General features: G+C 68.7%; 24 protein-coding genes and 2 pseudogenes. 15 read left to right on the top strand and 11 right to left on the bottom strand.

The window, feature by feature from the left end; genetic code table 11:
• Window positions 1–593 precede the first annotated feature (593 nt).
• Window positions 594–1,139 carry a cysteine hydrolase family protein gene (locus Ahu01nite_RS35030; protein ID WP_203841006.1) on the bottom strand — a complete coding sequence of 182 codons (546 nt, stop codon included), beginning with the start codon at window positions 1,137–1,139 and terminating at the stop codon, window positions 594–596.
• A gap of 301 nt (window positions 1,140–1,440) precedes the next feature.
• Between Ahu01nite_RS35030 and Ahu01nite_RS35025 the strand changes: the two genes are divergently transcribed.
• On the top strand, window positions 1,441–2,016 hold the full coding sequence (locus Ahu01nite_RS35025) for a TetR/AcrR family transcriptional regulator (protein WP_203841005.1): 576 nt from the start codon (window positions 1,441–1,443) through the stop codon (window positions 2,014–2,016).
• Between the two features lie 59 nt (window positions 2,017–2,075).
• Here Ahu01nite_RS35025 and Ahu01nite_RS35020 read toward each other — a convergent pair whose 3' ends face one another.
• Window positions 2,076–2,816, bottom strand: coding sequence for a GntR family transcriptional regulator (locus Ahu01nite_RS35020; RefSeq protein WP_203841004.1), 741 nt, complete (start codon window positions 2,814–2,816; stop codon window positions 2,076–2,078).
• A 174-nt stretch (window positions 2,817–2,990) separates the two neighbouring features.
• Here Ahu01nite_RS35020 and iolC point away from each other — a divergent pair, with 174 nt between their 5' ends.
• From iolC to Ahu01nite_RS50785, 10 genes and pseudogenes are all read left to right on the top strand, one after another.
• Complete coding sequence (gene iolC, locus Ahu01nite_RS35015) at window positions 2,991–3,986, top strand: 5-dehydro-2-deoxygluconokinase (RefSeq protein WP_239159368.1); 996 nt, start codon at window positions 2,991–2,993, stop codon at window positions 3,984–3,986.
• Complete coding sequence (locus tag Ahu01nite_RS35010) at window positions 3,979–4,851, top strand: Cgl0159 family (beta/alpha)8-fold protein (protein ID WP_203841003.1); 873 nt, start codon at window positions 3,979–3,981, stop codon at window positions 4,849–4,851. The genes iolC and Ahu01nite_RS35010 overlap by 8 nt, the downstream gene beginning before the upstream one ends.
• Complete coding sequence (gene iolB / locus Ahu01nite_RS35005) at window positions 4,848–5,726, top strand: 5-deoxy-glucuronate isomerase (protein WP_239159367.1); 879 nt, start codon at window positions 4,848–4,850, stop codon at window positions 5,724–5,726. The genes Ahu01nite_RS35010 and iolB overlap by 4 nt, the downstream gene beginning before the upstream one ends.
• On the top strand, window positions 5,723–8,425 hold the full coding sequence (locus tag Ahu01nite_RS50790) for a thiamine pyrophosphate-dependent enzyme (RefSeq protein WP_239159366.1): 2,703 nt from the start codon (window positions 5,723–5,725) through the stop codon (window positions 8,423–8,425). Before iolB ends, Ahu01nite_RS50790 begins: the two co-directional genes overlap by 4 nt.
• The gene (locus tag Ahu01nite_RS34990) at window positions 8,412–9,908 is read left to right on the top strand and encodes a CoA-acylating methylmalonate-semialdehyde dehydrogenase (protein WP_203841001.1); all 1,497 of its coding nucleotides are present in this window, start codon (window positions 8,412–8,414) and stop codon (window positions 9,906–9,908) included. Before Ahu01nite_RS50790 ends, Ahu01nite_RS34990 begins: the two co-directional genes overlap by 14 nt.
• 18 nt (window positions 9,909–9,926) lie before the next feature.
• Window positions 9,927–10,919: a substrate-binding domain-containing protein gene (locus Ahu01nite_RS34985; RefSeq protein ID WP_203841000.1), complete on the top strand. Its 993-nt coding sequence runs from the start codon at window positions 9,927–9,929 to the stop codon at window positions 10,917–10,919.
• Window positions 10,916–11,980: an ABC transporter permease gene (locus tag Ahu01nite_RS34980; protein WP_203840999.1), complete on the top strand. Its 1,065-nt coding sequence runs from the start codon at window positions 10,916–10,918 to the stop codon at window positions 11,978–11,980. Before Ahu01nite_RS34985 ends, Ahu01nite_RS34980 begins: the two co-directional genes overlap by 4 nt.
• The gene (locus tag Ahu01nite_RS34975; protein WP_203840998.1) at window positions 11,977–12,747 is read left to right on the top strand and encodes an ATP-binding cassette domain-containing protein; all 771 of its coding nucleotides are present in this window, start codon (window positions 11,977–11,979) and stop codon (window positions 12,745–12,747) included. The genes Ahu01nite_RS34980 and Ahu01nite_RS34975 overlap by 4 nt, the downstream gene beginning before the upstream one ends.
• On the top strand, window positions 12,747–13,760 hold the full coding sequence (locus tag Ahu01nite_RS34970; RefSeq protein WP_203840997.1) for a Gfo/Idh/MocA family oxidoreductase: 1,014 nt from the start codon (window positions 12,747–12,749) through the stop codon (window positions 13,758–13,760). Before Ahu01nite_RS34975 ends, Ahu01nite_RS34970 begins: the two co-directional genes overlap by 1 nt.
• A 46-nt stretch (window positions 13,761–13,806) precedes the next feature.
• A pseudogene (locus Ahu01nite_RS50785) lies at window positions 13,807–14,544 on the top strand (sugar phosphate isomerase/epimerase family protein); the annotation flags it as partial.
• Here Ahu01nite_RS50785 and Ahu01nite_RS50780 read toward each other — a convergent pair.
• Window positions 14,488–14,655: pseudogene (locus tag Ahu01nite_RS50780) on the bottom strand (ATP-binding protein); the annotation flags it as partial. The pseudogenes Ahu01nite_RS50785 and Ahu01nite_RS50780 overlap by 57 nt on opposite strands.
• On the opposite strand from Ahu01nite_RS50780, the gene Ahu01nite_RS34960 reads away from it, so the two are divergent.
• Window positions 14,588–14,968: a VanW family protein gene (locus Ahu01nite_RS34960; RefSeq protein ID WP_239159372.1), complete on the top strand. Its 381-nt coding sequence runs from the start codon at window positions 14,588–14,590 to the stop codon at window positions 14,966–14,968. The pseudogene Ahu01nite_RS50780 and the gene Ahu01nite_RS34960 sit on opposite strands and share 68 nt — an antisense overlap.
• Here Ahu01nite_RS34960 and Ahu01nite_RS34955 read toward each other — a convergent pair.
• The 8 genes from Ahu01nite_RS34955 to Ahu01nite_RS34920 all read right to left on the bottom strand — a co-directional run bounded on the left by Ahu01nite_RS34955 (window position 14,953) and on the right by Ahu01nite_RS34920 (window position 22,929).
• On the bottom strand, window positions 14,953–15,345 hold the full coding sequence (locus Ahu01nite_RS34955; protein ID WP_203840994.1) for a winged helix-turn-helix transcriptional regulator: 393 nt from the start codon (window positions 15,343–15,345) through the stop codon (window positions 14,953–14,955). The genes Ahu01nite_RS34960 and Ahu01nite_RS34955 overlap by 16 nt on opposite strands.
• A gap of 51 nt (window positions 15,346–15,396) precedes the next feature.
• Entirely contained in the window at window positions 15,397–17,100 is a 1,704-nt protein-coding gene (locus Ahu01nite_RS52065; RefSeq protein WP_203840993.1) for a DUF4419 domain-containing protein, read from the bottom strand.
• Window positions 17,101–17,154: 54 nt separating this feature from the next.
• On the bottom strand, window positions 17,155–17,580 hold the full coding sequence (locus tag Ahu01nite_RS34945) for a hypothetical protein (protein WP_203840992.1): 426 nt from the start codon (window positions 17,578–17,580) through the stop codon (window positions 17,155–17,157).
• A 69-nt stretch (window positions 17,581–17,649) separates the two neighbouring features.
• Window positions 17,650–18,027, bottom strand: coding sequence for a VOC family protein (locus tag Ahu01nite_RS34940; protein WP_203840991.1), 378 nt, complete (start codon window positions 18,025–18,027; stop codon window positions 17,650–17,652).
• 440 nt (window positions 18,028–18,467) lie between these two features.
• Window positions 18,468–20,012 carry an OmpA family protein gene (locus tag Ahu01nite_RS34935; RefSeq protein ID WP_203840990.1) on the bottom strand — a complete coding sequence of 515 codons (1,545 nt, stop codon included), beginning with the start codon at window positions 20,010–20,012 and terminating at the stop codon, window positions 18,468–18,470.
• A gap of 180 nt (window positions 20,013–20,192) precedes the next feature.
• The gene (locus tag Ahu01nite_RS34930) at window positions 20,193–20,990 is read right to left on the bottom strand and encodes an SAM-dependent methyltransferase (RefSeq protein WP_203840989.1); all 798 of its coding nucleotides are present in this window, start codon (window positions 20,988–20,990) and stop codon (window positions 20,193–20,195) included.
• 42 nt (window positions 20,991–21,032) lie between these two features.
• On the bottom strand, window positions 21,033–22,316 hold the full coding sequence (paaK, locus tag Ahu01nite_RS34925) for a phenylacetate--CoA ligase PaaK (RefSeq protein ID WP_203840988.1): 1,284 nt from the start codon (window positions 22,314–22,316) through the stop codon (window positions 21,033–21,035).
• A gap of 10 nt (window positions 22,317–22,326) precedes the next feature.
• The gene (locus tag Ahu01nite_RS34920) at window positions 22,327–22,929 is read right to left on the bottom strand and encodes a TetR/AcrR family transcriptional regulator (RefSeq protein WP_203840987.1); all 603 of its coding nucleotides are present in this window, start codon (window positions 22,927–22,929) and stop codon (window positions 22,327–22,329) included.
• A 72-nt stretch (window positions 22,930–23,001) separates the two neighbouring features.
• Between Ahu01nite_RS34920 and paaN the strand changes: the two genes are divergently transcribed.
• Genes paaN through paaB form a run of 3 tightly spaced genes read left to right on the top strand, consistent with a single transcriptional unit; the run spans window position 23,002 to window position 25,837 of the window.
• On the top strand, window positions 23,002–24,642 hold the full coding sequence (gene paaN / locus Ahu01nite_RS34915; RefSeq protein WP_438874852.1) for a phenylacetic acid degradation protein PaaN: 1,641 nt from the start codon (window positions 23,002–23,004) through the stop codon (window positions 24,640–24,642).
• Entirely contained in the window at window positions 24,639–25,556 is a 918-nt protein-coding gene (gene paaA, locus Ahu01nite_RS34910) for a 1,2-phenylacetyl-CoA epoxidase subunit PaaA (RefSeq protein ID WP_203840985.1), read from the top strand. Before paaN ends, paaA begins: the two co-directional genes overlap by 4 nt.
• Complete coding sequence (gene paaB, locus Ahu01nite_RS34905) at window positions 25,553–25,837, top strand: 1,2-phenylacetyl-CoA epoxidase subunit PaaB (protein WP_203840984.1); 285 nt, start codon at window positions 25,553–25,555, stop codon at window positions 25,835–25,837. Before paaA ends, paaB begins: the two co-directional genes overlap by 4 nt.
• Window positions 25,838–25,842: the final 5 nt, after the last annotated feature.

Raw genomic sequence — 25,842 nt, 5'->3', positions numbered from 1 at the left:
GCGGACGGCGCAGGGGTTGGGAGCGGTGCGGACGGCGCAGGGGTTGGGAGCGGTGCGGACGGCGCAGGGGTTGGGAGCGGTGCGGACGGCGCGGAGGTTGGAGGCGGCGTGGGTGGTGTGGTTGTGATGGTCGATCCCGGCGGCAATGAGTTCTTGGTGCGCGCTAGCTGATTTCGGTGCGCTTGAGTTTGAGGCGGCACTTCTTGTGCTCTGAAGCGGTCGCCCCCGGTGGTGTCGGGCAAGCGTGCGGCTTGGGGTGGTTCACCCTGCCGGATTGATCGGCCATGGCGCCGGCTGCTGCTATCGCGATGGTCGAGGTCAGGGGGACTGGCCCGCCTTGCCGACAGCGATGCCAAAGCCCTGCATGCCGTGAGGATGCCGGAGATCTGCATGTCCGAACCGATGCCGAAGCCGCGGTTCGCCGCCGCGGTGTCTCGTGCTGCTGGTTTTACCCACCGCCTGGCGCGGTGGTCTCGTGGTGCCGGCTTACCCGAAGCCCGTCCGGGAAGGACGGGCGGTGCGGCGTCGAGAGTCGGGCGGCGGGTGGGTGCGGGTGAGGTGGGTGCGGGCGGGGTGGGTGCGGGTGGGGTGGGTTAGAGGGATTGTTTCCAGGTGGCGATGGTGGTGACTGTGGCCTGGGTGGGGAAGATTTTTTCGGTGAGGAGCTGGTGGACTTCGGGGTCGTTGTCTAGGCAGGCGTCGGAGAGGACGGTGAGGGTGAGGTCTCGGTCGGCGGCTTCTCGGAGGGTGGAGAGGACTACTCCGCTGGTGGCGCAGCCGGTGAGGGTGAGGTGGGTGATGGCGCCGGCTCGGAGGATGAGGTCCAGGTCGCTGCCGGTGAAGGCGCTTACTCGGCGTTTGGTGATGATGATGTCGTCTTTTTCGGGGGCTACGGCGGGGTGGACGGCGGTGGCTTCCGGGGGTGCGGGGGGCTTGGCTATGGCTAGGGCGCCGAACATTTTGTTGGTTTTGCTGACTTCCTGGTAGCCGGGGCGGAAGCCGACCACCACGTAGATGACCGGGAGGCCTGCTGTGCGGGCGGCCGCGATGGCGTCGGCCAGGCGGGGGAGGTAGGTGTCGTCGGGGTAGCGGCTGAGGACGACGGGTTGGACGTCCATGACGAGCAGGGCCTGGGTCATAGCGGGCGGCTCCAAGTACGCGGGGCGGTGTAAGTACACGGCGCGATGTAGTTGCGCAAGACGATGTAGTGGCGCAGGGCGATGTAGTTGGGCAGGGCGGTCCAGCTACGCAGGGCGATGTCGTTGGGCAGGGCGGTCCAGCTACGCAGGCGATGTGGTTGGGCAGGGCGGTGTGGTTACGCAGGACATGCGGTTGGGCAGGAGCGGGTGTGGTTGCGCAGGGGATGTAATCACATGATGACTTGATAAGGTAGTCATGCTGGGGGATGGTGTCAACAAGTGATGACATGGGGATGGGGGTGTGGTGGAGCGGCGGCGGGATTCGGGGCAGACGAAGCGGGATTTGTTGGGGGCTGCTCGCGTACGTTTCATGCGGTTGGGGTTTGATGGGACGACGTTGCGGGATGTGGCGGCGGATGCCGGGGTGAATCTGGCGCTGATCAAGCGTTATTTTGACTCGAAGGAAGGGCTGTTCAAGGCGGCGCTGGCGGCGACGCCCGGGCCCGGTGAGTTTCCGAGTGACCGGGATGCGCTCGTGGAGGAGCTCAGCCGGCAGTTGTCCGTGGATGCGTGGCCGGAGTTCGGCGAGCATCCCGTGCTGATGCTGTTGCGCGTCTCTGAGAACGAGAACGTCGAGGAGCTGCGCCGCACAGCGATGGAGGACTTCAGCAACAGGTTGCTGGAGGTGTCGGGGGACGGCGAGATGCTGCGGGCCCAGTTGTTGCTGGCGCTGGGTGTGGGCGTGGCGGTCATCCGGTCGGGGGTGGGGCTGCAACCGCTGAGCGGCGCGACGGCGGAGGAGCTGGCGGGCCCGGTCAAGGACGTGGTGGACGCACTCCTGACAAGGGTCAGTGAGTCGAAAGACAAAGATCAGTGAGTAGATAGACAGGACTCAGTGAGTAGATGGACAGGGCTCAGTGAGTAGATGGACAGGGCTCAGTGAGTCGAAAGGCTGAGCTCGAAGCTGTAGCGGCTGGCTCGATAGACGTGCGAGCCGTATTCGAGCACGTGCCCGGCGGCGTCCCAGGCCGTGCGGCTCATCGTCAGTAGTGACGCGCCGCGTTTCTCCGTGAGTGTGCGGGCCTCCGCGGAGGTGGCCGAGCGGGCGCCGATCATCTGCGTCGCGATCCTGGGGACGTGGCCCGCGCGGCGCAGGAGCTCGTAGAGGCCGTGTTCGGCCAGGTCGGCGCGGTCCGGGCGCAGGACGCCGAGGGGGATGGCGTTGTGCATGAGGGCGAGGGGTTCGCCGCCCGCGTACCTCAATCTCTCGATCCAGGTGACCTCCGTGCCGAGCTCGATCTCCAGGGCGGCGGCCGCCTGCGCCGGCACGGGCATGACAGTCAACTGCAAGACCTCAGTCCGGGGTGTACGCCCGGAGCTGACCAGATCGTCGTACAAGCTTGACAGCTCGACCGGACGCCGGACCTTGGGATGCACGACCTGCGTGCCGACGCCCCGTTTGCGGATCAGCATGCCGCGCTCGACTAGGTACTGAATCGCGCGACGGATGGTCGGGCGGGAGACGCCGAGCCGTTCGGCGAGGTCGATCTCGTTCTCGATGCGGGCGCCGACGCCGATCTCCCCGCGCTCGATCAATGCCTGCAGCCGCGACGCGACCTGGAAGTAGAGCGGCACCGGACTGGATCTGTCCAGGCGGGCGTGCAGTTCGGGTGCCATGTGGACCCTCCTCGACAGGCGTACACCGCCATGTGAGTTTGTCAGGACAAAGTATTGACCTGGAAGCATCCACGTTATTACATCGAAACCTGTTCATGGCGCCGTCATCGTGCGCGGCATCCGCGGCTTGAAGGTCGCTTCGAGCAAGCCCTCATCCTTCCGCAAGGAGGACGCGTGGCCGTTGACGAAGTACTGACCATGGGACGTATCGGTGTTGATCTGTATCCACAACAGATCGGCGTGCCGCTGCCCGAGGTCCGCACGTTCGAGAAGTTCCTCGGTGGCAGCCCCACGAACGTCGCGGTCGCCGCGGCCCGCTACGGCCGGCGCAGCGCGGTGATCACCCGGACCGGCGCCGACCCGTTCGGCACCTACCTGCACGAGGCACTGCGCAGCTTCCACGTCGACGACCGGTTCGTGACCGCCGTGCCGGGCCTGCCCACACCGGTGACGTTCTGCGAGATCTTCCCGCCGGACGATTTCCCGCTGTACTTCTACCGCTTCCCCAAGGCCCCGGACCTCGAGATCCACGAGTCCGAATTAGATCTGGAAGCCATTGGAAATGCGGACATATTCTGGGTGACGGGCACCGGCCTCAGTCAGGAGCCGTCCCGGACGGCCACGCTCAGCGCCCTCAAATGCCGCGCCGAGGGGCAGACGACCGTCTTCGACCTCGACTACCGGCCGATGTTCTGGGAGTCCCGTGAGGAGGCCCGCCGCTGGTACCAGCAGGCGCTACCCCACGCATCGATCGTGGTCGGCAACCGCGACGAGTGGGAAACGGCCGGCACCACCCCGGACGACGGCTTGGTCATCGTCAAGCAGGGCCCGGACGGAGTAACGGCCCGCCGCGGCCAATCAGGCGGCGACGGCCGGACCGGCGCCGCGCCTGCCGGCTCCGACGCGGGGGGTGACGACGATCGCGCCGGCTCCGGCGCGGGCCTCCGCGAGGAGGTCAGCGCCAAGCCGATCCCGGTGGATGTGGTGAATGGGCTGGGGGCCGGGGACGCGTTCGGTGGGGCGCTCTGTCACGGGCTGCTGAGTGGCTGGGATCTGGCGACGATCATCGGTTTCGCCAACGCGGCCGGGGCGATCGTGGCGTCGAGGATGGCGTGTGCGGATGCGATGCCGACCGAGGACGAGGTCCGGGCGGTGATGGCTCGTGCGTGACCTTCAGGACCTGATCACGGCGCGGGTCGACCGGCCGTATGCGATCGCCTCCGCGGCCCGGCGCCGGCATCGTCCCGCGTCGTGGCGCGGGGAGCATGGCCGATTGATGATCATCGCGGCGGATCACCCCGCGCGGGGTGCGCTGCGGGCCGGTGCCGATCCCCTGGCCATGGGAAACCGGGCCGACCTGCTCGACCGCATCTGCACCGCGCTCGCCCGTCCCGGCGTCAACGGCGTGCTCGGCACCCCCGACATCCTCGAGGATCTGCTGGTGCTCGGGGTGCTCGACAACAAGGTCGTGATCGGCTCGATGAACCGGGGCGGGCTCGCCGGGACGGTGTTCGAGGTCGACGACCGGTTCACCGCGTACGACGCGGACAGCCTGAACGCGTCCGGGTTCGACGGCGGCAAGATGCTGCTGCGCATCGACCCGGCGGACGCGGGCACCGCGCGGACCCTGCAGAGCTGCGGGCAGGCCGTGGGGGAGCTCGCGGCGCACCGGCTGATGGCGATGGTCGAGCCGTTCATCTCGCACCGCGACGCCGAGGGGCGGCTGCGCAACGAGCTGACGGCTGAGGCGATGATCCGGGCGACGTCGGTTGCCGCGGGGCTCGGGGCGACCAGCGCGTACACGTGGCTGAAGGTGCCTGTGGTCCCGGACATGGAGCGGGTGATGGCGGCGACCACGCTCCCCGCGCTGGTGCTGGGCGGTGAGGTTTCCGAGGACGCCGATGCCGCGTACGCCCAATGGGCCAAGGCTCTGGCCCTGCCCACCGTGCAGGGTCTGGTGATCGGCCGGAGCCTGTTGTATCCGGCGGGCGGGGACGTCGCGGACGCCGTCGACCGGGCGGTGAGCCTGCTGTGAGCCATCTGCTGCGCCGGGGCGAGGGCGGGACCGGGCCGTTCGAGCTGGCCGTGACGCCGGCGAGTGCCGGCTGGGGGTACAGCGGGCTGCGGGTGCTCGACATGGGCATCGGCCAGCGGGTCAGTTTCCACACGGGCGACGCCGAGACGATCGTGCTGCCGCTCTCCGGGGGCTGCGACGTGACCTGCGACGACGAGCGGCTGACGCTGACCGGGCGGCGCTCGGTGTTCTCCCGCGTGACCGATTTCGCCTACCTGCCGCGGGACTCGTCGGTGACGATCCGGGCGGGCAACGGCGGCCGGTTCGCGCTGCCCAGCGCCCTGGCGACGAGCAAACTGCCGTTCCGCTACGGCCCGGCCGAGTCGGTGCCGGTCGAGCTGCGCGGCGCCGGGCAGGCCAGCCGGCAGGTCAACAACTTCTGCACGCCGGAGTCGTTCGAGGCCGAGCGGCTGATCGCGGTCGAGGTGCTGACCCCGGGCGGCAACTGGTCGTCGTACCCGCCGCACAAGCATGACGAGACCACCGAGGACGAGATCGCCCTCGAGGAGATCTACTACTTCGAGGTCGCGGGGTCGCCCTCGGGTGCGCCGGGCGCCGGCTTCCAGAGGGTGTACGGGCACCCGGGCCACGACATCGACATCTGCACCGAGGTACGCAGCGGCGACGTCGTCCTCATCCCGTACGGCTGGCACGGCCCCTCGATGGCCGCCCCCGGCTACGACCTGTACTACCTCAACGTGATGGCCGGCGCGGGCGAGCGCAGGTGGCTGTTCTCCGACGACCCCGTGCACGGCTGGGTCCGGGGTTCGTGGAGCCACCAGGAGATGGACCCGCGGCTGCCGCTCACTTCCATCCGCGAGAGGAGACGATCGTGAGGCTGACCGTCGCGCAGGCTGTCGTACGGTTCCTGGCCGGCCAGTGGACCGAGCGCGACGGCGTCGAGCAGCGCGCGATCGCGGGCGCGTGGGGCATCTTCGGGCACGGCAACGTCGCCGGGATCGGCCAGGCACTGCTGCAGGCCCAGCGCACGGGTTCGGCGGACCTGCCTTACCGCCTCGCCAGGAACGAGCAGGCCATGGTGCACGCGGCCGCCGGCTTCGCGAAGATGAAGAACAGGCTCTCCACGTACGCCTGCACGGCATCGATCGGCCCCGGCTCGACGAACATGCTGACCGGCGCCGCCCTCGCCACCGTGAACCGTCTCCCCGTCCTGCTGCTCCCGAGCGACGTCTTCGCCACCCGCGCGGCCGCCCCGGTGCTGCAGGAGCTGGAGGACCCCCGCACGTACGACGTCACGGTCAACGACGCCTTCCGCCCTCTGTCCCGCTTCTTCGACCGCATCTGGCGCCCCGAGCAGCTCCCGTCCGCACTGCTCGCCGCGATGCGTGTGCTGTTCGACCCGGCGGAGACCGGTGCGGTCACGATCAGCCTCCCGCAGGACGTGCAGGCCGAGGCATGGGACTTCCCGGACGAGTTGTTCGCGCGCCGCGTCTGGCACATCGCCCGCCCGGCACCCGAACAGGCCGCCGTCATCCGTGCCGCCGATGCGATCCGCTCCGCCCGTCGTCCGCTGATCATCGCGGGCGGAGGAGTGATCTACTCGGAGGCCTCCGCGGAACTCGACGCGTTCGCCCGCGCGACCGGCATCCCCGTCGCCGACACCCACGCCGGCAAGGGCGCCCTGAGCTGGGACCACCCGCAGTCGGTCGGCGGCATCGGCTCCACCGGCACCCCGGTCGCCAACCACCTCGCCCGGGACGCCGACGTCATCATCGGCATCGGCACGCGCTACAGCGACTTCACCACCGCCTCCCGCACCGCCTTCGCCAACCCCGGCGTCCACTTCGTCAACCTCAACGTCACCAGCTTCGACGCCCACAAACAGTCAGCCACCGCCGTCGTCGCCGATGCTCGTTCTGGGCTGACCGCTTTAACCGCTGAACTTAGTGATATAGCGATAAATAATGACACAGCGACGGGAGTGGTGAGTCAGCGCGAAGTGGTAGCCAGCCCGGAGGAAATCGCCTCTGGCCAGCAGACGGGGGTGTCTGGCCAGCAGACGGCGGTGTCCGGCGAGCAGACGGCGGTGTCCGGCGAGCAGACGGCGGTGTCTGGGCGGCGGACGATGGCTGGGCAGGAAAACGTGGTGCCCGGCCCGCGTGAGGTGTCGATAGGCCCGCGTGAGGTGTCGACAGGGCAGCGTGAGGTGTCGACAGGGCAGCGTGAGGTGTCGACAGGGCAGCGTGAGGTGTCGAGAGGCCAGCGTGAGGTGGCGAGAGACCAGCGTGAGTTGGTGTCCGGGCGGCATGAGTCGGTGCCCGAACATGGAGAAGGGGCGGCCGGGCTGCGTGAGGTCGTGTCCGGGCAGCGTGAGGCTGTTTCGGAGCAAGGGGAGGCCGCGCCGGGCCAGTGGAGAGCGGCGGCCTGGCGGCAGGGGATGGCGGCCGCTGGGCGCGACGCGGTGTCCGAGCAGGGAGAAGTGATGCCCAGCCCCCGCGAGGCGTTGCCCGGTCAGCGTGATGGGGTCGGCGGGGAGCGGGGGCTGCCCGGTCAGCGTGATGGGGTCGGCGGGGAGCGGGGGCTGCCCGGTCAGCGTGATGGGGCCGGCCGGGGGTGGGAAGTGCCCGCCCGCAGTGAGGGTATCTCCGGGGAGGGGGAAGTGCCCGGCCGGAGTGAGGGGGCCGGCGGGGAGGGTGGAGTGGCGTCCACCCGGCGCGAGGAGGTCGCCGGGGAGGGGGAAGCGGCGTCCGGTCGGCGGGGAGGGGCGCTCTGGCAGCGGGAGGTGGGGGTCTGGCAGGCGGAGGTGGTGGCTTGGCAGCGGGTTGTTGACGTGGCGTATCACCTGAATCATGGGCCGTTGCCCGCGCAGAGTGAGGTGATCGGTGCGGTCAATGACGCGTGTGGGGAGCGGGACGTTGTCGTGCAAGCAGCCGGAAGCATGCCCGGTGACCTGCAACTGCTCTGGCGTGCTCGCGATCCGAAGCAGTACCACGTGGAATACGGCTACTCCTGTATGGGTTTCGAGATCGCCGGCGCCGTGGGGATCAAGCTTGCCGACCCGACCCGGGAGGTCTATGCCCTGGTAGGCGACGGGTCGTACCTGATGATGGCGCAGGAGATCGTCACCGCCATCGCCGAGGGTCTGAAGCTTGTCATCGTGCTCGTGCAGAACCACGGCTTCGCGTCGATCGGCGCGCTGTCGGAATCGCTCGGGTCGCAGCGTTTCGGCACGAGTTATCGCTATCGCGGGGCGGACGACGATTACGACGGCGGATATCTGCCCGTTGATCTTGCTGCGAATGCCGAGAGCCTCGGTGCCGCGGTTGTCCGGTGCCGCACCATCGCCGATCTGACCGAGGGGCTGAAGCGCGCCCGGGACGCCGATCGGCTGACCGTGGTGTATATCGAGACCGATGCGCATTCGCCGATTCCGTCCTCCGAGTCGTGGTGGGACGTGCCGGTGAGTGCGGTTTCCGAGCTGGGGAGCACCCGGGAGGCGCGGGCGGGTTACGAGGCTGCGAAGCGTGGCCAACGTCAGTATCTCCGGGAGGGACCTGCCCATGTCCATCATTGAGCATTGGATCGGCGGCAGCCCCACCGCGGGCGCCGGGGGACGGCGTGGTGCGGTGTTCAACCCCGCAACCGGGCGGCAGCAGCATGAGGTGGTGCTCGCCGATCACGCGGATGTCGACGCGGCCGTTGCGGCTGCCACGACGGCGTTCGGGTCGTGGGGGCAGGCGTCGCTTTCCGCGCGTACCAAAGTGATGTTTGCATTCAGAGAGCTCGTGAATGCGAATGTGCAGGAGCTGGCGGGGATCATCTCGGACGAGCATGGCAAGGTGCTCAGTGACGCGGCCGGGGAGGTGCAGCGCGGGCTCGAGGTGGTCGAGTTCGCGTGTGGCATTCCGCAGCTGTTGAAGGGTGACTATTCCGATCAGGCCTCGAACGGTGTGGACGTTTTCAGTTTCCGTGAGCCGCTCGGGGTGTGCGTGGGGATCACGCCGTTCAATTTCCCGGCGATGGTGCCGATGTGGATGTACCCGGTCGCGATCGCGTGCGGGAACACGTTCGTGCTCAAACCCAGCGAGCGGGATCCCTCGGCGGCGAACTTCGTCGCGGACCTGTGGCGGCAGGCGGGGCTGCCCGACGGGGTGTTCAACGTCGTGCACGGCGACAAGGTGGCCGTCGACGCGTTGCTGCAGCATCCGGGTGTCGCCGCGATCTCGTTCGTCGGGTCGACACCGATCGCGCGTTACATCCACCAGGAGGCCGCCGCGTCCGGGAAGCGGGTGCAGGCGCTCGGGGGTGCCAAGAACCACGCGATCGTGCTGCCCGACGCCGATCTGGAGTTCGCGGCCAACCACCTCGCTGCGGCGGCGTTCGGGTCGGCCGGGGAGCGGTGCATGGCGATCTCGGCGGCGGTTGCGGTCGGTGGTGCGGGTGATCCGCTGATGGAGCTGGTGTCGCGTAAGGCTGCCGAGGTGGTCGTCGGCTCCGGCCGGGATCCGCGCAGTGAGATGGGCCCGGTCGTCTCCGCCGCCGCCAAGGAGCGCGTCGAGTCGCTGATCGGCACCGGGGAGCAGCAGGGTGCGAAGGTGCTGGTCGACGGGCGGGGCCTGAGCGTCGACGGGTTCGAGGACGGCTTCTTCGTCGGGCCGACCGTGATCGACCAGGTGGAGACCGGGATGGACGTCTACACCGAGGAGATCTTCGGCCCGGTGCTGTCCGTGGTGCGGGCCGACTCGGTGGACGCCGCGATCGCCCTGGTGAACGCGAACCCGTATGGCAACGGCACCGCCATCTTCACCGGCAGCGGCGAGGCCGCACGGCGATTTCAGCGCGGCGTGCACGTCGGTATGATCGGGATCAACGTGCCCATCCCGGTCCCGATGGCGTACTACTCCTTCGGCGGCTGGAAGGACTCCCTGTTCGGCGACCGGCACATCCACGGTCCCGAGGGTGTCTCGTTCTACACCCGTGGCAAGGTCGTAACCTCCCGGTGGCCGCACGTCACCAGCGCGCACGGCGCATCGCTGCAATTTCCGACAGCTCTGTAGAACCTTTGGAGAACCAAGATGATCTTCTCGCGAGGTGCGCGCATCGTCGCGCTCGCCGCAGTCGTAACCCTCGGTGCCACCGCGTGCAGCGGCGGCGGACGGGTGAAGACCGACGACAACGGCAGCGGGGAGGGCGCGAACGCCGCGGGCAGCTCCGGCTTCACGGTTGCGTTCGTCACCCACGAGACGCCCGGTGACACGTTCTGGGACAAGATCAAGGCGGGCGCGCAGCAGGCCGCCAAGGACGAGGGCGTCACCCTCAAGTACTCCAACGACCCGGACGCCACCAAACAGGCGGTGCTCATCCAGAACGCGGTCGACTCGAAGGTCGACGGCATCGCCACGACCCTGGTCACGCCGAACGCGCTCGCCGGCGCGGTGAAGTCCGCGACCGACGCGAAGATCCCGGTGGTCGGCCTCAACGCCGGCATCGACCAGTACAAGCAGCTCGGCGCGCTGATGTATTTCGGTTCGGACGAGACCGTCGCCGGGCAGTCCGCCGGGCAGCGCATCGCCACGGCCGGGGCCAAGCACCCCCTCTGCGTCATCCACCAGGCCGGCTCGGTCTCGCTCGAGGCCCGCTGCGCCGGGGTGAAGAGCGCCGTGCCCGGCACCGAGAACATCCAGGTCAACGGCGCGGACGACGCGGCGGTGGTGTCGACGCTGCAGGCCAAGCTGTCGCAGGACAAGTCGATCGACTACATCGTCACGCTCGGCGCCCCGATCGCCCAGGACTCGATCAAGGCCCTCGCCGCCGCCGGCAGCGCGGCGAAGCTGATCACTTTCGACCTCAACGCCGAGATCGCCCAGAACATCGCGGACGGGAAGATCGAGTTCTCCATCGACCAGCAGCCGTACGCGCAGGGGTACCTGGCGGTCAGCTCGCTCTACCTCTACCTGAAGAACGGTAACGACATCGGCGGCGGCAAGCCCGTCCTGACCGGCCCGTCGTTCGTCGACAAGGACAACATCGCGAAGATCCTGCCGTTCACGAAGAGCAACACGCGATGAGTCACAGCGTGCAGGCGGCGCCGCCGATGCCGGCGCCCGCGGGACCCCCGAGGTTCCGCCGCAGTCTCTCCAGCCGCGTGCTCGGCCGCCCCGAGGTGGGCGCGCTGGTCGCGGCGATCCTCATCTTCGTCTTCTTCCTGATCGCGGCGCCGTCGTTCCGCTCCGCCGAGTCGTTCTTCACCGTGCTCTACCAGTCGTCGACCATCGGTATCGTCGCGGTCGGCGTGGGCCTGCTGATGATCGGCGGCGAGTTCGACCTCTCCGCCGGCGTCATCACCACCACGGCCGGCCTGGTCAACTCCATGTTCTGCTGGTACTTCGGGGTCAACCTGTGGGTCGGCGCGCTGTTGTCGCTCGCGTTCTGCCTGCTCATCGGCTTTGTCAACGGCTACCTGGTGATGCGCACCGGCATTCCCAGCTTCCTGATCACGCTGGGGACCTTCTTCGTGCTGCAGGGCGCGAACCTCGGCGTGACGAAGCTGGTCAGCGGCTCGGTCTCCAGCCCCGACATCAGCCAGATCCAGGGCTACGACTCGCTGGGGAAGATCTTCGCGTCCAGCTTCAAGGTCGGCCCGGTCACGGTCTGGATCACGGTGCTCTGGTGGGCACTGTTCGTCGCCCTCGCCGCGTGGTTGCTGCAAAGGACAAGGACGGGCAACTGGGTGTACGCCGTGGGCGGCGCAGCGGCGAGCGCACGCGCGGTGGGCGTACCCGTCGTGCGTACCAAAATCGGCCTCTTCATGGGTGTCTCGTTCTTGGGCTGGTTCGTGGGAATGCACACGCTGTACCGGTTCAACACGCTGCAGGCCGGTAACGGGGTGGGTAACGAGTTCCTCTACATCATCGCGGCGGTCGTCGGTGGCACGTTGCTGACCGGTGGCTTCGGCAACGCCGTGGGTGTCGCGATCGGTGCGTTCATCTTCGGCATGACCAGCCTGGGCATCGTCTACGCGGGCTGGGACCCCAACTGGTTCAAGGCGTTCCTCGGCGTCATGCTGCTGCTCGCCGTGCTCGTGAACCTCTACATCAAGCGGATGGCGACGAGCCGGAGGCTGTCATGACGACGCTCATCGAGATGGAAAACGTCGGCAAGTCCTACGGCGCGATCAGCGCTCTGCGGGACATCAGCCTGAAGGTCAACGCGGGCGAGGTCACCTGCGTGCTCGGCGACAACGGCGCGGGCAAGTCCACCCTCATCAAGATCATGTCGGGGCTGCACCCGCACAACGAGGGCGCGCTGCTCGTCGACGGCGAGAAGCAGACGTTCAGCTCCCCGCGCGAGGCCCTCGACCACGGCATCGCCACGGTCTACCAGGACCTCGCCGTCGTCCCGCTGATGGAAGTCTGGCGCAACTTCTTCCTCGGCGCCGAGATCTCCGCGGGCCGGTTCCCCCTTGCCGGCCTGCGGATCAAACAGATGAAGCGGATCGCCGACGAGGAACTGCGCAAGATGGGCATCGTCGTGCAGGACATCGACCAGCCCATCGGTACGCTCTCCGGCGGCCAGCGGCAGTGTGTCGCGATCGCCCGCGCCGTCTACTTCGGGGCGCGGGTGCTCATCCTCGACGAGCCGACCGCCGCGCTCGGCGTCAAGCAGTCGGGTGTCGTGCTCAAGTACGTCGCCGCCGCCCGGGACGCGGGGCTCGGCGTCGTGTTCATCACGCACAACCCGCACCACGCGTACCTCGTGGGTGATCACTTCATCATCCTCAAACTCGGCGAGGCCGTCCTCGACAAGACCCGCGACGAGGTCGACCTCGACGAGCTGACCACCCAGATGGCCGGCGGCGACGAGCTGGCCGAGCTCTCCCACGAACTGGGGCGCTGATGCTGACCGTCGGAGTCATCGGAACCGGCATGATCGGCCAGGACCATCTCCGCCGGATCACCAGGGTCCTCGCCGGCGCGACCGTCACGGCGGTCACCGACGTGGACGCCGACCTCGCCAAACGGGTCGCCGAGGGCCTCCCGGGCGCGGTCGTCCACCAGACGGGCGAAGAGTTGATCGCCGACCCCGCGGTGGACGCGGTCGTCGTCTGCTCGTGGGGACCCACCCACGAGCAGTACGTCCTCGCCGCGATCACCGCGGGCAAACAGGTCTTCTGCGAGAAACCCCTCGCGACCACCGAGGAGGCCTGCCGCCGGATCGTCGCCGCCGAGGTCGCCGCGGGGCGCCGGCTCGTGCAGGTCGGCTACATGCGCCGCTACGACGCGGCGTACCGGGCACTCAAGGCCGCGATCGAGAGCGGCGAGATCGGCAACCCGCTCATGATGCACTGCGCGCACCGCAACGCCGGGGTGCCGGGTTTCTATGAGAGGGAAAGCATCATCACCGACACGGCGGTGCACGAGATCGACATGGTGCGCTGGATGTTCGGCGAGGAGATCACTTCCGCGCGGGTGCTCGTACCGAGAAAGAACCGCAACGGGGGAGACCTGCAGGACCCGCTGCTGCTCATCCTGCAGACCGAGGGCGGCGCTCTGATCGACGTCGAGCTGTCGGTCAACATCCGCTACGGGTACGACATCCGCGGCGAGGTCGTGGGAGAAGATGGCACCGCCTCACTCGGCTCGCAGAGCCCGGTCGTCGTACGCGGCGGGGGCCGGGTCGCCAGCCCGGTGCCGCTCGACTGGCGCGAACGCTTCGCCCGCGCATACGACGTGGAACTGCAGGAATGGATCGACTCCATCGCCTCCGGCGGCCCACCGGCCGGCCCGAGCGCCTGGGACGGGTACGCCGCCGCCGTGGTCTCCGACGCCGGTGTCGAGGCGCTGCGCAGTGGCTCCCTGGTCGCGGTCAGCCTGATGGAGCGGCCCGCGCTGTACGAGGTGGTCGCGTGAGGATCGCGCTGGATTCCGGAAGGCCCTCGCCGCCGCGGAGGTCCAGGTCGCGTCGGTGCTGCCGCTCTACAAATGGTCCGGCCCGGACGAGGACGAACGCCAGGCCGCCGTCCGCTACTGGAAACGCGCCCTCCAGATCACCGTCGACCTCGGCGTCGGCGTCATGAACTCCGAATTCAACGGCCGCCCCTCTGCCCCTGCCGCTCCTTCGTCGGCCGCCGCTTCGGAGGCCCAGTTCTGGCGCTCCCTCGAGGAGTTGCTCCCGATCTTCGAACGCGAGGGCGTGCGCCTGGTCCTGGAACCCCACCCCGACGACTTCGTCGAGGACGGCCGCGCGGGCGTCGACCTGGTCCGCGGCATCACCTCACCGCTGGTCAGCTTCCTCTACTGCGCCCCGCACACGTTCCACCAGGGCGGCGACCTGGCCGACGTCCTCACCTACGCCGGCCCGCTGCTCACCCAGGTGCACCTCGCCGACTCGTTCGACCACCGCGGCTCGGGCCTGCGCTACATCGTCAACCCGCCGGGCTCCACGGCCCGCGTCCACCAGCACCTCGACATCGGCCAGGGCGAGGTCGACTGGGATCTTTTCTTCCGTACGCTCACCGCGCTCTCCTTCGACGGCATCGCCACGGTCTGCGTCTTCGCGTGGGAGGAACGCGCCGCCGAAAGCTGCCGGTTCAACCTGGCCGAGGTCCAGCGCCACCTCGAAGCAGCTGCGGCCGGTCAGGGTGAGCGTGCCGCCCATCCTGCTGGTCAGCTCCCGGGCGATCGCGAGTCCTAATCCCGTTCCACCGGCGTCGCGCTGCCGGGACTCCTCGAACCGGGTGAACCGTTCGAAGATCCGTTCGGCGTCGGCGGGCTCAACCCCCGGCCCGTCGTCGCACACCGTGACCGTCGTCGTCGCCGCGACGGTGACGGTGACCGTCCGCGACTCAACCACCCTCACGCTGCCGGACGCCCCGCCCGCCCTGTTCTACGCGGCCCGGTTCGCCGGGCTCCCCTGTTCCGGAGCCTCCGAGATCGCCAACGACACCGGATATCCGATCGTCATCCGCTCCACAGCCGGCAAGGGGTCGGTCACCATCGCGCTCTACGGCCACTCGGGCTCGCGCACCGTGACCATGTCCTCCGACGGCGCCACCCGGACCATCACTGCCGAAGGCGACCCGCCCACGACCGGCTCATGCCGTCAGCCCTCGTCGTAACGACCCTGCGCGGCGAACAATTCGTCACGGTGGCGCCCGAACCAGCCGAGCAACTCGGTGAGCGGCCCGGCCAGGCTCACCCCGAGCTCCGTCAGGCTGTACGTCACCTGCGGCGGCACGGTCGGCTCAACATCGCGGGCGACCAGGCCGTACCGCACCAGCGCCTTCAGGTTCTGCGACAGCATCTTCTCGCTGATCCCGCCCACCCGCCCATGCAGCGCCGAGAACCTGTACGGCCCACCCATCAACGCCGCCACAATCAGCGTCGACCACCGATTGGTCACCTGATCCATGATCGGCCGATACGCACACTTCTTGTCGAACGTGTCGTTGGCCAGCAACCGCTGCGCCACGCCGAGCTGGTGGGGTTCCGTCACGCCACCAGCGTACTTCCCGACAGTAAGCTGCTTTCCAGTAGTGAAGGCGAGTCATGGTTGTGGTGTCGTAGCGGCAATGTCGCGAAGGAGCTCCTTTTCGCGGTCGCGCAGATCGGCCGCCCGCTGGAAGTCCTCTCCGTCGATCGCTTTCTCCTTGGCGCGCCGTATCCGGAAGATCTCCCTGTCGAGCTCGGAACCGTCCGGCTCCACGTCTCGCAGGGGCGCGGCGGGGGACTTGCGGCGCAGGTTGGCCGTGACCGGTGCGGGGGTGTCGTCGAGGTCGGCGAGGCGCCCGGTCTGCAGGTGGCTGATGTCGCCGTTGTTGTCGAGCGCCGCGGTGAGCAGCAGGGTGAGCGAGGTGCCGTGCACGGCGATGCCGGCCGGGTCGTCGAGCAGAGTCTCGGCCCCGGTCCTGATCTCGGACCCGGTCCCGGCGGATGGCTCGACACGATAGATCAGCCAGTGCAGTGCCCGGGTCGTGGCGTCGATGGCGGCGCCGATGCTGCTGCCGTCGGGCAGGTCGATGATCGTGAGCAGGGCCGGGCGGGTCTCGCCCCGGTAGATGCGGCCGTGCTCGGCGATCGGGCGCAGGCGCCAGGCCCCGTCGAAGAGCGTGCCCGAGCCGATGCGCCGGTATAGCGCGGCAAGATCGGCGGAGGCGTGGAACATGCGCCGGTCGGTCGGCGGGGTGGTGACATGCTCGCGGATGATCCGGTCGATCACGTCGTCGATCAACGGCTCGGCCGGTGTGAGGTGCCAGCCGGCGATCGGGCGCAGGGCCCCGCCCGGATCCTGGGCGACCCCGACCAGACCGGCGTGCAGGGCAACCGTGTGGATGTCGCCGTCGTTGACGTGCACGATCACGCGCGAAAGCATGGCCGGAACGCTGCTGCTGCGAATTCCCGGCCCGTCATAACCCATCCGGTCTCCGGACGTCAGGTCGCGAGGTTCGTCGAGGGGCAGCTCCAGCAACGGGTTCGGCCGGTCGACGCTCCCGCCCCCTTCAAGGTAGGGATACAGCCGTGCGATCCACCCGGTGATCACCTTCGCGCCGTACGCGTCAGCCGGGTTGTAGATCCTCCGCCAGAAAGCGACATCAACGTCACCGCCCGCCGCCCGCACGAACTGGCCGGCGATCGGCCCCAGCGACTCACCCCACCGCTCCAGCCCGAACCGCCCCAGCCCGTCCACCCGCTCCCGGATCCTGCGCCAATCGTCCACAGTCCCGGTCAGCATGATCTCCGGAATCCCGCAGACACAGACCAGCCACACCGAAAAATACGGAGAGTACGCATCCAGCAGCACAACCTGCCCCGCCATGCGCTCCACGTCCGTGCTGGTGGAGAAGTCGCACGCGAAGAAGTCATCATCATCGAGCTGGCTGCTCAACCCCTCCACCAGCCAGCGCCACGACTCGGCGTCCGTCGGCATCGGCCCGACGTGCCGAACCTCAATCCGCTTACGCCCCGGATGCTCAACGAGCCGCGCCCGCAACTCCTCCTCGTGCAGCCGTACATGCTGGGCAACGCCCTGCGCGATGGTCAGCCACACCGCATCGGGCGACAACACCAGCGGCCGATGCCCGGCAAACGCCTGCCCCACGGCACTCAGCAGAGGATGCACCCCGTCCGGCTCGACAACCGCCACCCCCGCATCCCCGCCCACGGTCAACGCATCCGGAAACAGCCCACCGAGCGGCCGCACCGGCAGCACCTCAGCCGCCCGGACCACATCATCAACCCCAAAACTGACCACATCCGAACCCTATCGACCGCCGCTGTCTCCGACCGCCCACTTTTACAAGGTCCTTCATGGACTACCGAGCGCAGGTTCAGATCTGCCTGCCCCATCCGCATCCCGCCGCCCGCGGACGTGATCCCGGTACTCCTCGCCGGCCACCCCTTCGTTGACCCAGCGGCCGGGATCAGCGCCGGTCAACCGTTCCGCGAGCAGGAGCGCTTCCCGTTCGCCGGCACGGGTTCCGATTTCGCGACCTTCGCCGGCATACGCCTCGTCGACGGGATCCAGGGACCAAAAGTTGGCAAGGTCACCGGCTTTCTCGTCATCCGGATCCCGGACGGTGTGCAGCGAGATCCGGCACTGCCCGTCTTCGGAGTTGATCGCCACCCATCGGACGGCGCGTTCGCCGTGCACCTCCGTGCCGCCGAGGAACTGCTCAACGGCTCTCCCACGTCGCAGAGCCGCGACGGAGAACTGTCGGGTCAGATAGCGCATCCAGGAAGCCTAGTCATGTAGTGCATCCAGGATGCCTAGTCAGGTAGCGCACCCAGGAAGCCTAGTAAGTCACGGTCGGGCTACTTGAGGAGCACCGCGGCTCATGTCCAGGATGCACACCGCGTTGCCGAACGGATCCTCCAGAACAGCGCACCGGCCGATGGCGATGTCGAACAGCGGCTCGCGAATCACACAGCCGCCGTGTTCATACGCCGCCACCGCAGCCAGCACGTCATCGACGAGGTAGCGCACGCCGACATCCCGTGCGAGGTCCATGGTGTGCAGCACCACCTCCGCGTCAGTCTCCGGCATCCCCATCCCGACAGCCAATTCGTCGTGCCAGAGCGTCCGCAGCCCAAAAACCCGGGCATAGAACTCCGTCGCCGCCCCGAGGTCCCCCACCCGCACCATGACGCAGTCGATCCTCCGCAACATCTCCGCCTCCATGCACGACTGAGCTCCCCCATGCGCGCGGCGGAGGAACTGACTCTGGTCCAGCCATTTGTCCACAGCTTCTACAGAGAGCACCGCGAGAAGGCCGGGCTCAATCGGACACTCTGGCCGCGGCTGAATCTGGTGATCTCGTGCCCGCGGGGTCGGACGTTGAGCGTGACCGGGCAAGCCCACCGCTCGGCCGGCACCTGCACCGGCTCCGCGTGACCGGCTCCGCGTGACCGGCACCGGCACCGGCACCGTGCGACCGGCTCCGCACCCGGGCTGGCGTGTCGCCGACTCGCAGACCCGCCGACCGCCGACTCGCAGACCGCCGAGCCGCCGACTCGTAGACCGCAGACCCGCCGACTCGCCGACTCGCCGAGCCGCAGACCGACGGCTACGGCGTGGTTTGCGTCGGCGGTTCACTCGCGGAGGCGTGCGCAGTCAGGGGGTCAACCGATGGGGACGTCGGTGAGGCGGAGTTTGTCGGGGACGTCGAGGGTGACTGATTTCGTTGCCGGGGGTGGGGCGGGGAACCAGAGGGAGAGGGTCTGGCTGCTGCCGGGTGGGATGGGTTGGTTGAGGAGGCGGTCGCAGAGGCAGCGGTGGTCGCCGGGGTGGAGTTCGTAGTCGAGGTTGTAGGAGGTGGTGGTGCCGTCGAAGAGGCGGATGCCGGCGGCGCCGTAGCGGGCGTAGGGGTCGAATTCGTCGCGGGCGGTGAAGACGCCCTGGCCGAGGAAGTCGTGGATCGTGGCTTTGTCCGGGCCGACGGTGGTGGCGATCAGGTCGAGCTGCAGGAACGGGCCGCTGAGCCGGGCGCGGCCGGGGGTGAAGCGGATCGTGCCGCGGTGCAGGGGGAGTGACACCTCGACTCCTGCTGCGGCCTTGCCGACGGCGCCGGCTGTCTTCGGCAGCGTGGCTTTGGCGCGCTGGGCGGCGGACCGGCCGTCGCCCTGGAAGGAGATGGTCACCCGTCTGTTGCGGGCGCGGCTCGCGGCGTCGGTGTTGGGCACGGCCGGCTGGGTTTCGCCCTTCGCCGCGACGGTCTTGGGCCATGTCGCGTCGGGTAGCGGGCCGGTGATCGCTGTGGCGACCGCCTCGGCGCGTTGTTTCGACAGCGTCTGGTTGTGAGCGGTGCTGCCGCTGTCGTCGGTGTGCCCGGTGACGGTGAGCGGGCCGGCGCCGGCGGCCTTCACGTCCGCGACGGCTGCGGCGATCGTTTTGCCGGCCTGGGCGGTGAGCTGCGAGCTGTCCAGTTTGAAGAGCACGTCGGTGTCCAGGTTGAGGTCGACGCCGTCAGCGCCGCTGCGGGTGCGCAGACCGACGTCGGAGCGGTCCGAGTAGGCATCGAGCGCGGCGCTGACCGACACCGCACCGGTCAGGTCGAGCGGCTTCTGGGTGCGGCCGAGCGAGTCGGGCCCGGTGGGCGGGGCGGGCACCGGGCCGGCGACGACGGGCACGTCGGCGAACACCCCCGCATACGGCAGCATCACCGACAGGCTGGTGACGGTCGCCGGGACTCCGGAGAAGGCGGCTTGCAACGGGCGGGTCTCGCCCTGGCCGATCCGCACCCTGGTGGTGCAGACACAGTTGCCGCCGGCCTCGGCGGTCAGGTAGACGCGGCGGCCCGCGGTGTCGACGAGGCGGGCGCCGTCGAACGAGGTCGTCTGCGAGGCGGAGAACTGGCGGCCCACCTGCGCCGAGCCCGCGCTTTGGAGCGTGGTGCCGATGCTCAGCACGACGACGTCGCCGGAGCGGATCAGTGGCCCGACCGCCATGGTGAGCGCATCGCCACCGGCGTCGACCCGCCGCGTCTCGACCGGCACCGGTGCGACGGAGGGACCGGTGAGGGAGGGATCAGCGAGGGACGGGCCGGTAGAGGCCGCGGAAGCTCCGGGCAGGACCGGAGCGGGAGCGGAGGAAGGCGACGGGGAGGGGGACGAGCACCCGCAGAGGAACAGCCCCGCCGTGAGCGCAGCCAATAGCCGTCTCATCATCAGACCTCCTCGCAGGCAGCTCGACACCCGCCACCCTAGCGACGTCCGCCGACCCCGCGCCGCCCTCATGTGCTCCCCTGTGGATAACTCCCGGGAGCCTTGCCTCGACGTGGCCCTAGACGACGTCGGCCTTCGCGGCGGCGGCGAGGAGGTTCTCGGCGGCGAGGCGGAGGCTCGTCCTCACCGGCTCGGAATAGCGGCGACGCCGGCGTACATGGCGACCTCGTCGGCGGCCGGGCGAGGGACGGGCTCGCCTTCGGCGTGCCATTCGGCGAGGGGGACGACACCGGGGGTGAGCAGGTCGAGGCCGTCGAAGAAAGAGGCGAATTCGGATTTGGTACGCAGCCGGCCCTGCCCGTGACGCCCCGACGAGATATCCGCGACGAGGTCCGGCGGCAGGTAATCGCTGGTGGCGTGGGAGAGCACCACGTAGCTGCCGGGCGGGAGGGCTGCGGTCAGGGTGCGCAGGACGGCGTACGGATCATCGCTCTCGGGGATGAAGTGCAGGATCGCGAGGAGCATCAGGGCGACCGGCTGACTGAGATCCAGGGTCTTCGCGGCCTGCTCGAGGATCGTGGCGGGGTCGCGCAGGTCGGCGTCGACGTAGGCCGTGGCGCCCTGCGGCGAGCTGGTCAGCAGGGCGCGCGCGTGCACGAGGACCAGCGGATCGTTGTCGACGTAGACGATGCGGGACTCCGGCGCCGTACGCTGAGCGACCTCGTGGGTGTTGTCAACGGTCGGTAGACCGGTGCCGATGTCGAGGAACTGGCGCACTCCCGCCTGTGTCGTCAGGTGGGTGACCGCGCGGTGCAGGAATCGCCGGTTCTCGACCACGGCGGTGCGGATGCCGGGAAACTTGGCGGCGATCTGATCCCCCGACTCCCGGTCGGCGGCGAAGTTGTCCTTGCCGCCCAGCCAGTAGTCGTAACGCCGCGCCGGGTGGGCCACAGAGGTGTCGATCACGGGCGGCGTGGTCATCCGGGACCTCCATGGTGGATGGCGAGGCCGTCATCGTAGGCCTCAGCGGTTGTCGACGATGCGGCGCATCTTGCCGAGGGAGCGTTCGATGCCGTCCGGGGGGATGACGTCGACGGTGACGCTGACGCCGATGGTGTTCTTGATGTGGCCGGCCAAGGCCTGGCCGGCGGCGAAGGCGGTTTCGGGGACGGCGCCGGGGCGGCGTTCGACCTTGACGGTGAGCTCGTCGAGGCGGCCGGTGCGGGTGAGGACGCATTGGAAGTGGGGGGCCAGGGCGGGCGTACGGAGGATGAGTTCTTCGATCTGGGTGGGGAAGAGGTTGACGCCGCGCAGGATGATCATGTCGTCGGTGCGGCCGGTGATCTTCTCGAGGCGGCGCATGGGGCGGGCCGTGCCGGGGAGCAGGCGGGTCAGGTCGCGGGTGCGGTAGCGGATCACCGGCATGGCCTGTTTGGTCAGAGAGGTGAGAACGAGTTCGCCGAGGGTGCCGTCCGGCAGGACCTCGCCGGTCAGCGGGTCGATGATCTCCGGGTAGAAGTGGTCCTCCCAGACGGTCAGGCCGTCCTTGGTCTCGACGCATTCGCTGGCCACGCCGGGGCCCATCACCTCGGACAGCCCGTAGATGTCCACCGCGTGCAGGTCGAGCTGGTCCTCGATCTCCGTACGCAGATCCTCGGTCCACGGCTCTGCGCCGAAGATGCCGACCTTCAGAGAGGTCGTACGCGGGTCGATGCCCTGCCGGCGCATCTCGTCCACGATGGCCAGCATGTAACTCGGGGTGACCATGATGATCTCGGGCTCGAAATCGCTGATGAGCGTGACCTGACGCTCCGTCATGCCACCCGAGACCGGGATGACCGTGCATCCGAGCTGCTCGGCCCCGTAGTGCGCGCCGAGTCCTCCGGTGAAGAGTCCATATCCATATGCGATGTGTACGCGGTCAGCGGGCCGCCCGCCCGCCGCACGAATCGACCGGGCCATCAGGCGGGCCCACGTATCGAGGTCCTCACGGGTGTAACCGACGACGGTGGGCCGGCCCGTGGTGCCCGACGAGGCGTGCAGCCTGGCGATCGACGTGCGCGGCACGGCGAACATCCCGAACGGATAGTTGGCGCGCAGGACCGCCTTGTCCGTGAACGGGAAGCGCGCCAAGTCAGACAGATCCGCGATCTCGGGAGAGCCCCATGCGTCGCGGTAGTGGGGGACGTTCGCGTGAGCGTGGGCGAGCGACCAGCGTAAGCGTGACAGCTGAAGGTCGCGGAGCGAGGAGACCGAGGCGCGTTCGATCGGCTCCAGGGAATGTGGAGGTGGCGTTCGGGATTCCATGGTCAACCTGTCACTCCCGGATGCTGAGCCCGTCGAAGGCCACGGTGGTCAGGATGGTGGCGAGTTCACCGGCGTTGCCGCGGGCGGGGCTGTACCACTCGGCGAGCGAGTTGACCATGCCGAAGAGCACGCGCGCGGCCGTTGCCGGGTCGATGTCGGGGCGGATGCCGCCTTCGGTCTGGGCGGCTTTCACCAGGGCTGTCACCTCGTGGTCGAAGGCGCGGCGGCGGGTGAGTGCGTCCAGCTCCACCTCGCTGTTGCCGCGGACCCGCAGCAGCAGGGTGACGTAGGGCAGGCGGCCGGCAAGCACCAGCACGCTGAGCCTGATCAGGGTCTCCAGGCGTTCCAGCGCGGTCGAGTCGTCGAGGCCGCGCACCTGGGTCATGGCGTCGTCGAGGCCGTCGAGGGCGTGGTCGATCGCCATCCGGAGGAGCTCCTGCTTGCCCCGGACGTGGTGGTAGATGCTCGATTTGGTGATCTCGAGGCGCCGGGCGACGTCATCCATGCTGGTGGCGTCGTAGCCCCGCTCGTTGAACAGCTCCACGGCGGCGTCGAGCACGGCCTGCACGTCATGGCCGGGGCGGCCGCGGCGGCCACTGGAATTTTGTGCCATCCCCACCCCCAGGTCTTGATTAACCGACCGAACGGACGGTAGATAATAGGTACAGCCAATCGCAAAGGAGCGCTGGTGACAACCCCCGCTGAGTTCTACCAGAGGCACCGCGAGCTGCTCGACCGTGCGATCGAGGCGGCCGCCGCCCGCGATTACTGGTCGGCCTATCCCGAGTCGCCGAGCAAGTCCGTCTACGGCGAGGAGGCTGCGCCGGCGGGGGAGGCCGCTTTCCAGGCACTGCTCGGGGCGGAGTTCCCGATCGAGGTGCCCGGTGCGACCACGACTGTGTCGACTGAGCCCGGTGCGCACGTTTCCTATCCCAAGGGTGACCCGGGCGATCTGGTCGCGGCAGCGCGCGCAGCGACCCCGGGGTGGCGTGCTGCCGGACCGCAGGGGCGTGCCGGAGTCGCCGCCGAGATCCTGCGGCGGATCAACGCGCGCATCTTCGAGATGGCGCACGCGGTGCAGCTCACGACCGGGCAGGCGTTCGTCATGGCGTTCCAGGCCGGTGGCGCCCACGCGCAGGACCGCGGCCTGGAAGCCGTCGCGGTCGCGCTCGCCGAGTCGACCCGGATCCCGGCTGCCGCGCAGTGGGCGAAACCGCAGCGTGGCGGGGATCCGTTGCGGCTGGAGAAGACCAGCACGGCGGTGGGGCGCGGGGTCGCGCTGGTGATCGGCTGCACCACGTTCCCCACCTGGAACAGTTATCCCGGCCTGTTCGCGAGCCTGGTCACCGGCAACCCGGTGATCGTCAAACCGCATCCTGGCGCGGTCCTGCCGCTCGCCATCACCGTGCAGATCGCCCGCGAGGTGCTGACCGAGGCGGGCCTGGATCCCAACGTGGTCACCCTGGCCGTGGAGGAGCGCGGCGACGGTATCGCGGCGACCCTCGCCACCCACCCCGACGTGCGGATCGTCGACTTCACCGGGTCGAGCGAGTTCGGCAACTGGCTGGAGGCGAACGCCCGGCAGGCCGTCGTCTACACGGAGAAGGCCGGGCTCAACACGGTGATCGTCGACTCGACCGACGACTACAAGGGGATGTTGCGCAATCTGGCGTTCTCGCTGTCGCTCTACAGCGGGCAGATGTGCACGACCCCGCAGAATCTGCTGGTCCCGGCGACGGGCATCGACACGGACGCCGGGCACAAGAGTCCCGCGGAGTTCGGTGCCGATCTGGGTGCGGCGGTCGACAAGCTGCTCGGCGATCCGCAGCGGGCGGTCGGCACGCTCGGCGCGATCGTCAACGACGGAGTGCTCGCCCGGCTGACCGAGGCGGGGACGCTCCCGGGGGTGCTACACCCCTCACAAGAGATCGAGTCCAGTCGTACGCCGCTGATCGTGCGTCTTGATGTCGCCGACGAGAAGGTCTACACCCGGGAGTGGTTCGGGCCGATCTCGTTCGTCATCACCACCGCTTCCACTGCGGAGAGCATCTCGATCTTTGAGCAGACCGTCGGGCATCACGGCGCGCTGACCGCACTGGTCCACTCGACCTCCGATGACATTCTGGAACAAGCCCGAAATGCCGCGCTGGATGCCGGCGTGCATCTGTCCGAGAATCTCACGGGCGGGGTGTTCGTCAACCAGACGGCGGCGTTCAGCGATCTGCACGGCACGGGCGCGAATCCCGCGGCTACGGCATCGCTCAGCGACGCGGCTTACATAACGGGCCGGTTCTACACCCTGCAGTCGCGGCGGCATGTCTCATGAGTGACTTCGAGGACACCATCGCGCGGGATCAGCGGATCGAGCCCGGGGACGCCATGCCCGACGGCTACCGCAGCACGATGATCCGGCAGATCGCCCAGCACGCCCACTCGGAGATCATCGGCATGCAGCCGGAGGGGGAGTGGATCACCCGGGCGCCGTCGTTGCGCCGCAAGGCGATCCTGCTCGCGAAGGTGCAGGACGAGGCGGGGCACGGGCTGTATCTCTACTCGGCGGCGGAGACGCTCGGTGCGGACCGCGGCGACCTGACGCGGCGGCTCATCGAGGGCCGGCAGAAGTATTCGTCGATCTTCAACTATCCGACGCTGACGTTCGCCGACGTGGGCGTGATCGGATGGCTCGTGGACGGCGCGGCGATCTGCAACCAGGTTCCGCTCTGCCGCAGCTCGTATGGTCCGTACGGGCGCGCGATGATCCGCATCTGCAAGGAGGAGTCCTTCCACCAGCGGCAGGGTTTCGAGCTGCTGATGACCATGATGGGCGGGACGCCGGGTCAGCGGGCCATGGTCCAGGACGCGGTGAACCGCTGGTGGTGGCCGTCGCTGATGATGTTCGGGCCGCCGGATGACCAGTCGCCCAACTCGGCGCGGTCCATGGCGTGGAAGATCAAGCGGCACAGCAACGACGAGCTGCGCCAGCGTTACGTCGACATGAGTGTCCCGCAGGCGGAGGCCCTCGGTGTCACCCTTCCGGATGACGAACTGCGCTGGAACGCCGACCGCGGGCACTATGACTTCGGCACGCCGGACTGGGCCGAGCTGACCCGGGTCATCTCCGGCGACGGACCCTGCAACGCCGCCCGCATCGAGCGCCGCCGCCGCGCCGACGAGGACGGCGCCTGGGTCAGGGAAGCGGCAGCCGCGCACGCGCGGAAGAGGGAGAAGGTCGTCGCATGAACCACGAGTGGCCACTGTTCGAGGTGTTCGTCCGAGCCAGACGCGGGCTCAACCACGTGCACGTCGGTTCCCTGCGCGCCGCCGACCACGAGATGGCCGTGCACCATGCCCGCGACCTCTACACACGGCGCAACGAGGGCGTGAGCATCTGGGTGGTGCGCTCCGACGACGTGGTCGCGTCGAGTCCCGAGGACAAGGCGGCGTTCTTCGAGCCGAGCGGCGACAAGTCGTACCGGCATCCCACGTATTACACGATCCCCGGCTCCGTGCCGCACATCTGAGGCGG

The organism is Winogradskya humida (genome assembly GCF_016862215.1).
In the GTDB taxonomy this organism is placed as follows: domain Bacteria; phylum Actinomycetota; class Actinomycetes; order Mycobacteriales; family Micromonosporaceae; genus Actinoplanes; species Actinoplanes humidus.
The sequence above is the reverse complement of the archived record's forward strand: the minus strand, read 5'-3'. Positions and strand labels throughout refer to the sequence as shown.

What these genes read in the sequence shown, in the direction of transcription:
- Ahu01nite_RS35030 (WP_203841006.1), bottom strand. Translation starts at nt 1,139, where the DNA reads ATGACCCAGGCCCTGCTCGTCATGGACGTCCAACCCGTCGTCCTCAGC.
- Ahu01nite_RS35020 (WP_203841004.1), bottom strand. Translation starts at nt 2,816, where the DNA reads ATGGCACCCGAACTGCACGCCCGCCTGGACAGATCCAGTCCGGTGCCG.
- Ahu01nite_RS34990 (WP_203841001.1), top strand. Translation starts at nt 8,412, where the DNA reads ATGTCCATCATTGAGCATTGGATCGGCGGCAGCCCCACCGCGGGCGCC.
- Ahu01nite_RS34985 (WP_203841000.1), top strand. Translation starts at nt 9,927, where the DNA reads ATGATCTTCTCGCGAGGTGCGCGCATCGTCGCGCTCGCCGCAGTCGTA.
- Ahu01nite_RS34980 (WP_203840999.1), top strand. Translation starts at nt 10,916, where the DNA reads ATGAGTCACAGCGTGCAGGCGGCGCCGCCGATGCCGGCGCCCGCGGGA.
- Ahu01nite_RS34975 (WP_203840998.1), top strand. Translation starts at nt 11,977, where the DNA reads ATGACGACGCTCATCGAGATGGAAAACGTCGGCAAGTCCTACGGCGCG.
- Ahu01nite_RS34970 (WP_203840997.1), top strand. Translation starts at nt 12,747, where the DNA reads ATGCTGACCGTCGGAGTCATCGGAACCGGCATGATCGGCCAGGACCAT.
- Ahu01nite_RS34945 (WP_203840992.1), bottom strand. Translation starts at nt 17,580, where the DNA reads ATGCGCTATCTGACCCGACAGTTCTCCGTCGCGGCTCTGCGACGTGGG.
- Ahu01nite_RS34940 (WP_203840991.1), bottom strand. Translation starts at nt 18,027, where the DNA reads ATGGAGGCGGAGATGTTGCGGAGGATCGACTGCGTCATGGTGCGGGTG.
- Ahu01nite_RS34935 (WP_203840990.1), bottom strand. Translation starts at nt 20,012, where the DNA reads ATGATGAGACGGCTATTGGCTGCGCTCACGGCGGGGCTGTTCCTCTGC.
- Ahu01nite_RS34930 (WP_203840989.1), bottom strand. Translation starts at nt 20,990, where the DNA reads ATGACCACGCCGCCCGTGATCGACACCTCTGTGGCCCACCCGGCGCGG.
- paaK (WP_203840988.1), bottom strand. Translation starts at nt 22,316, where the DNA reads ATGGAATCCCGAACGCCACCTCCACATTCCCTGGAGCCGATCGAACGC.
- Ahu01nite_RS34920 (WP_203840987.1), bottom strand. Translation starts at nt 22,929, where the DNA reads ATGGCACAAAATTCCAGTGGCCGCCGCGGCCGCCCCGGCCATGACGTG.
- paaA (WP_203840985.1), top strand. Translation starts at nt 24,639, where the DNA reads ATGAGTGACTTCGAGGACACCATCGCGCGGGATCAGCGGATCGAGCCC.
- paaB (WP_203840984.1), top strand. Translation starts at nt 25,553, where the DNA reads ATGAACCACGAGTGGCCACTGTTCGAGGTGTTCGTCCGAGCCAGACGC.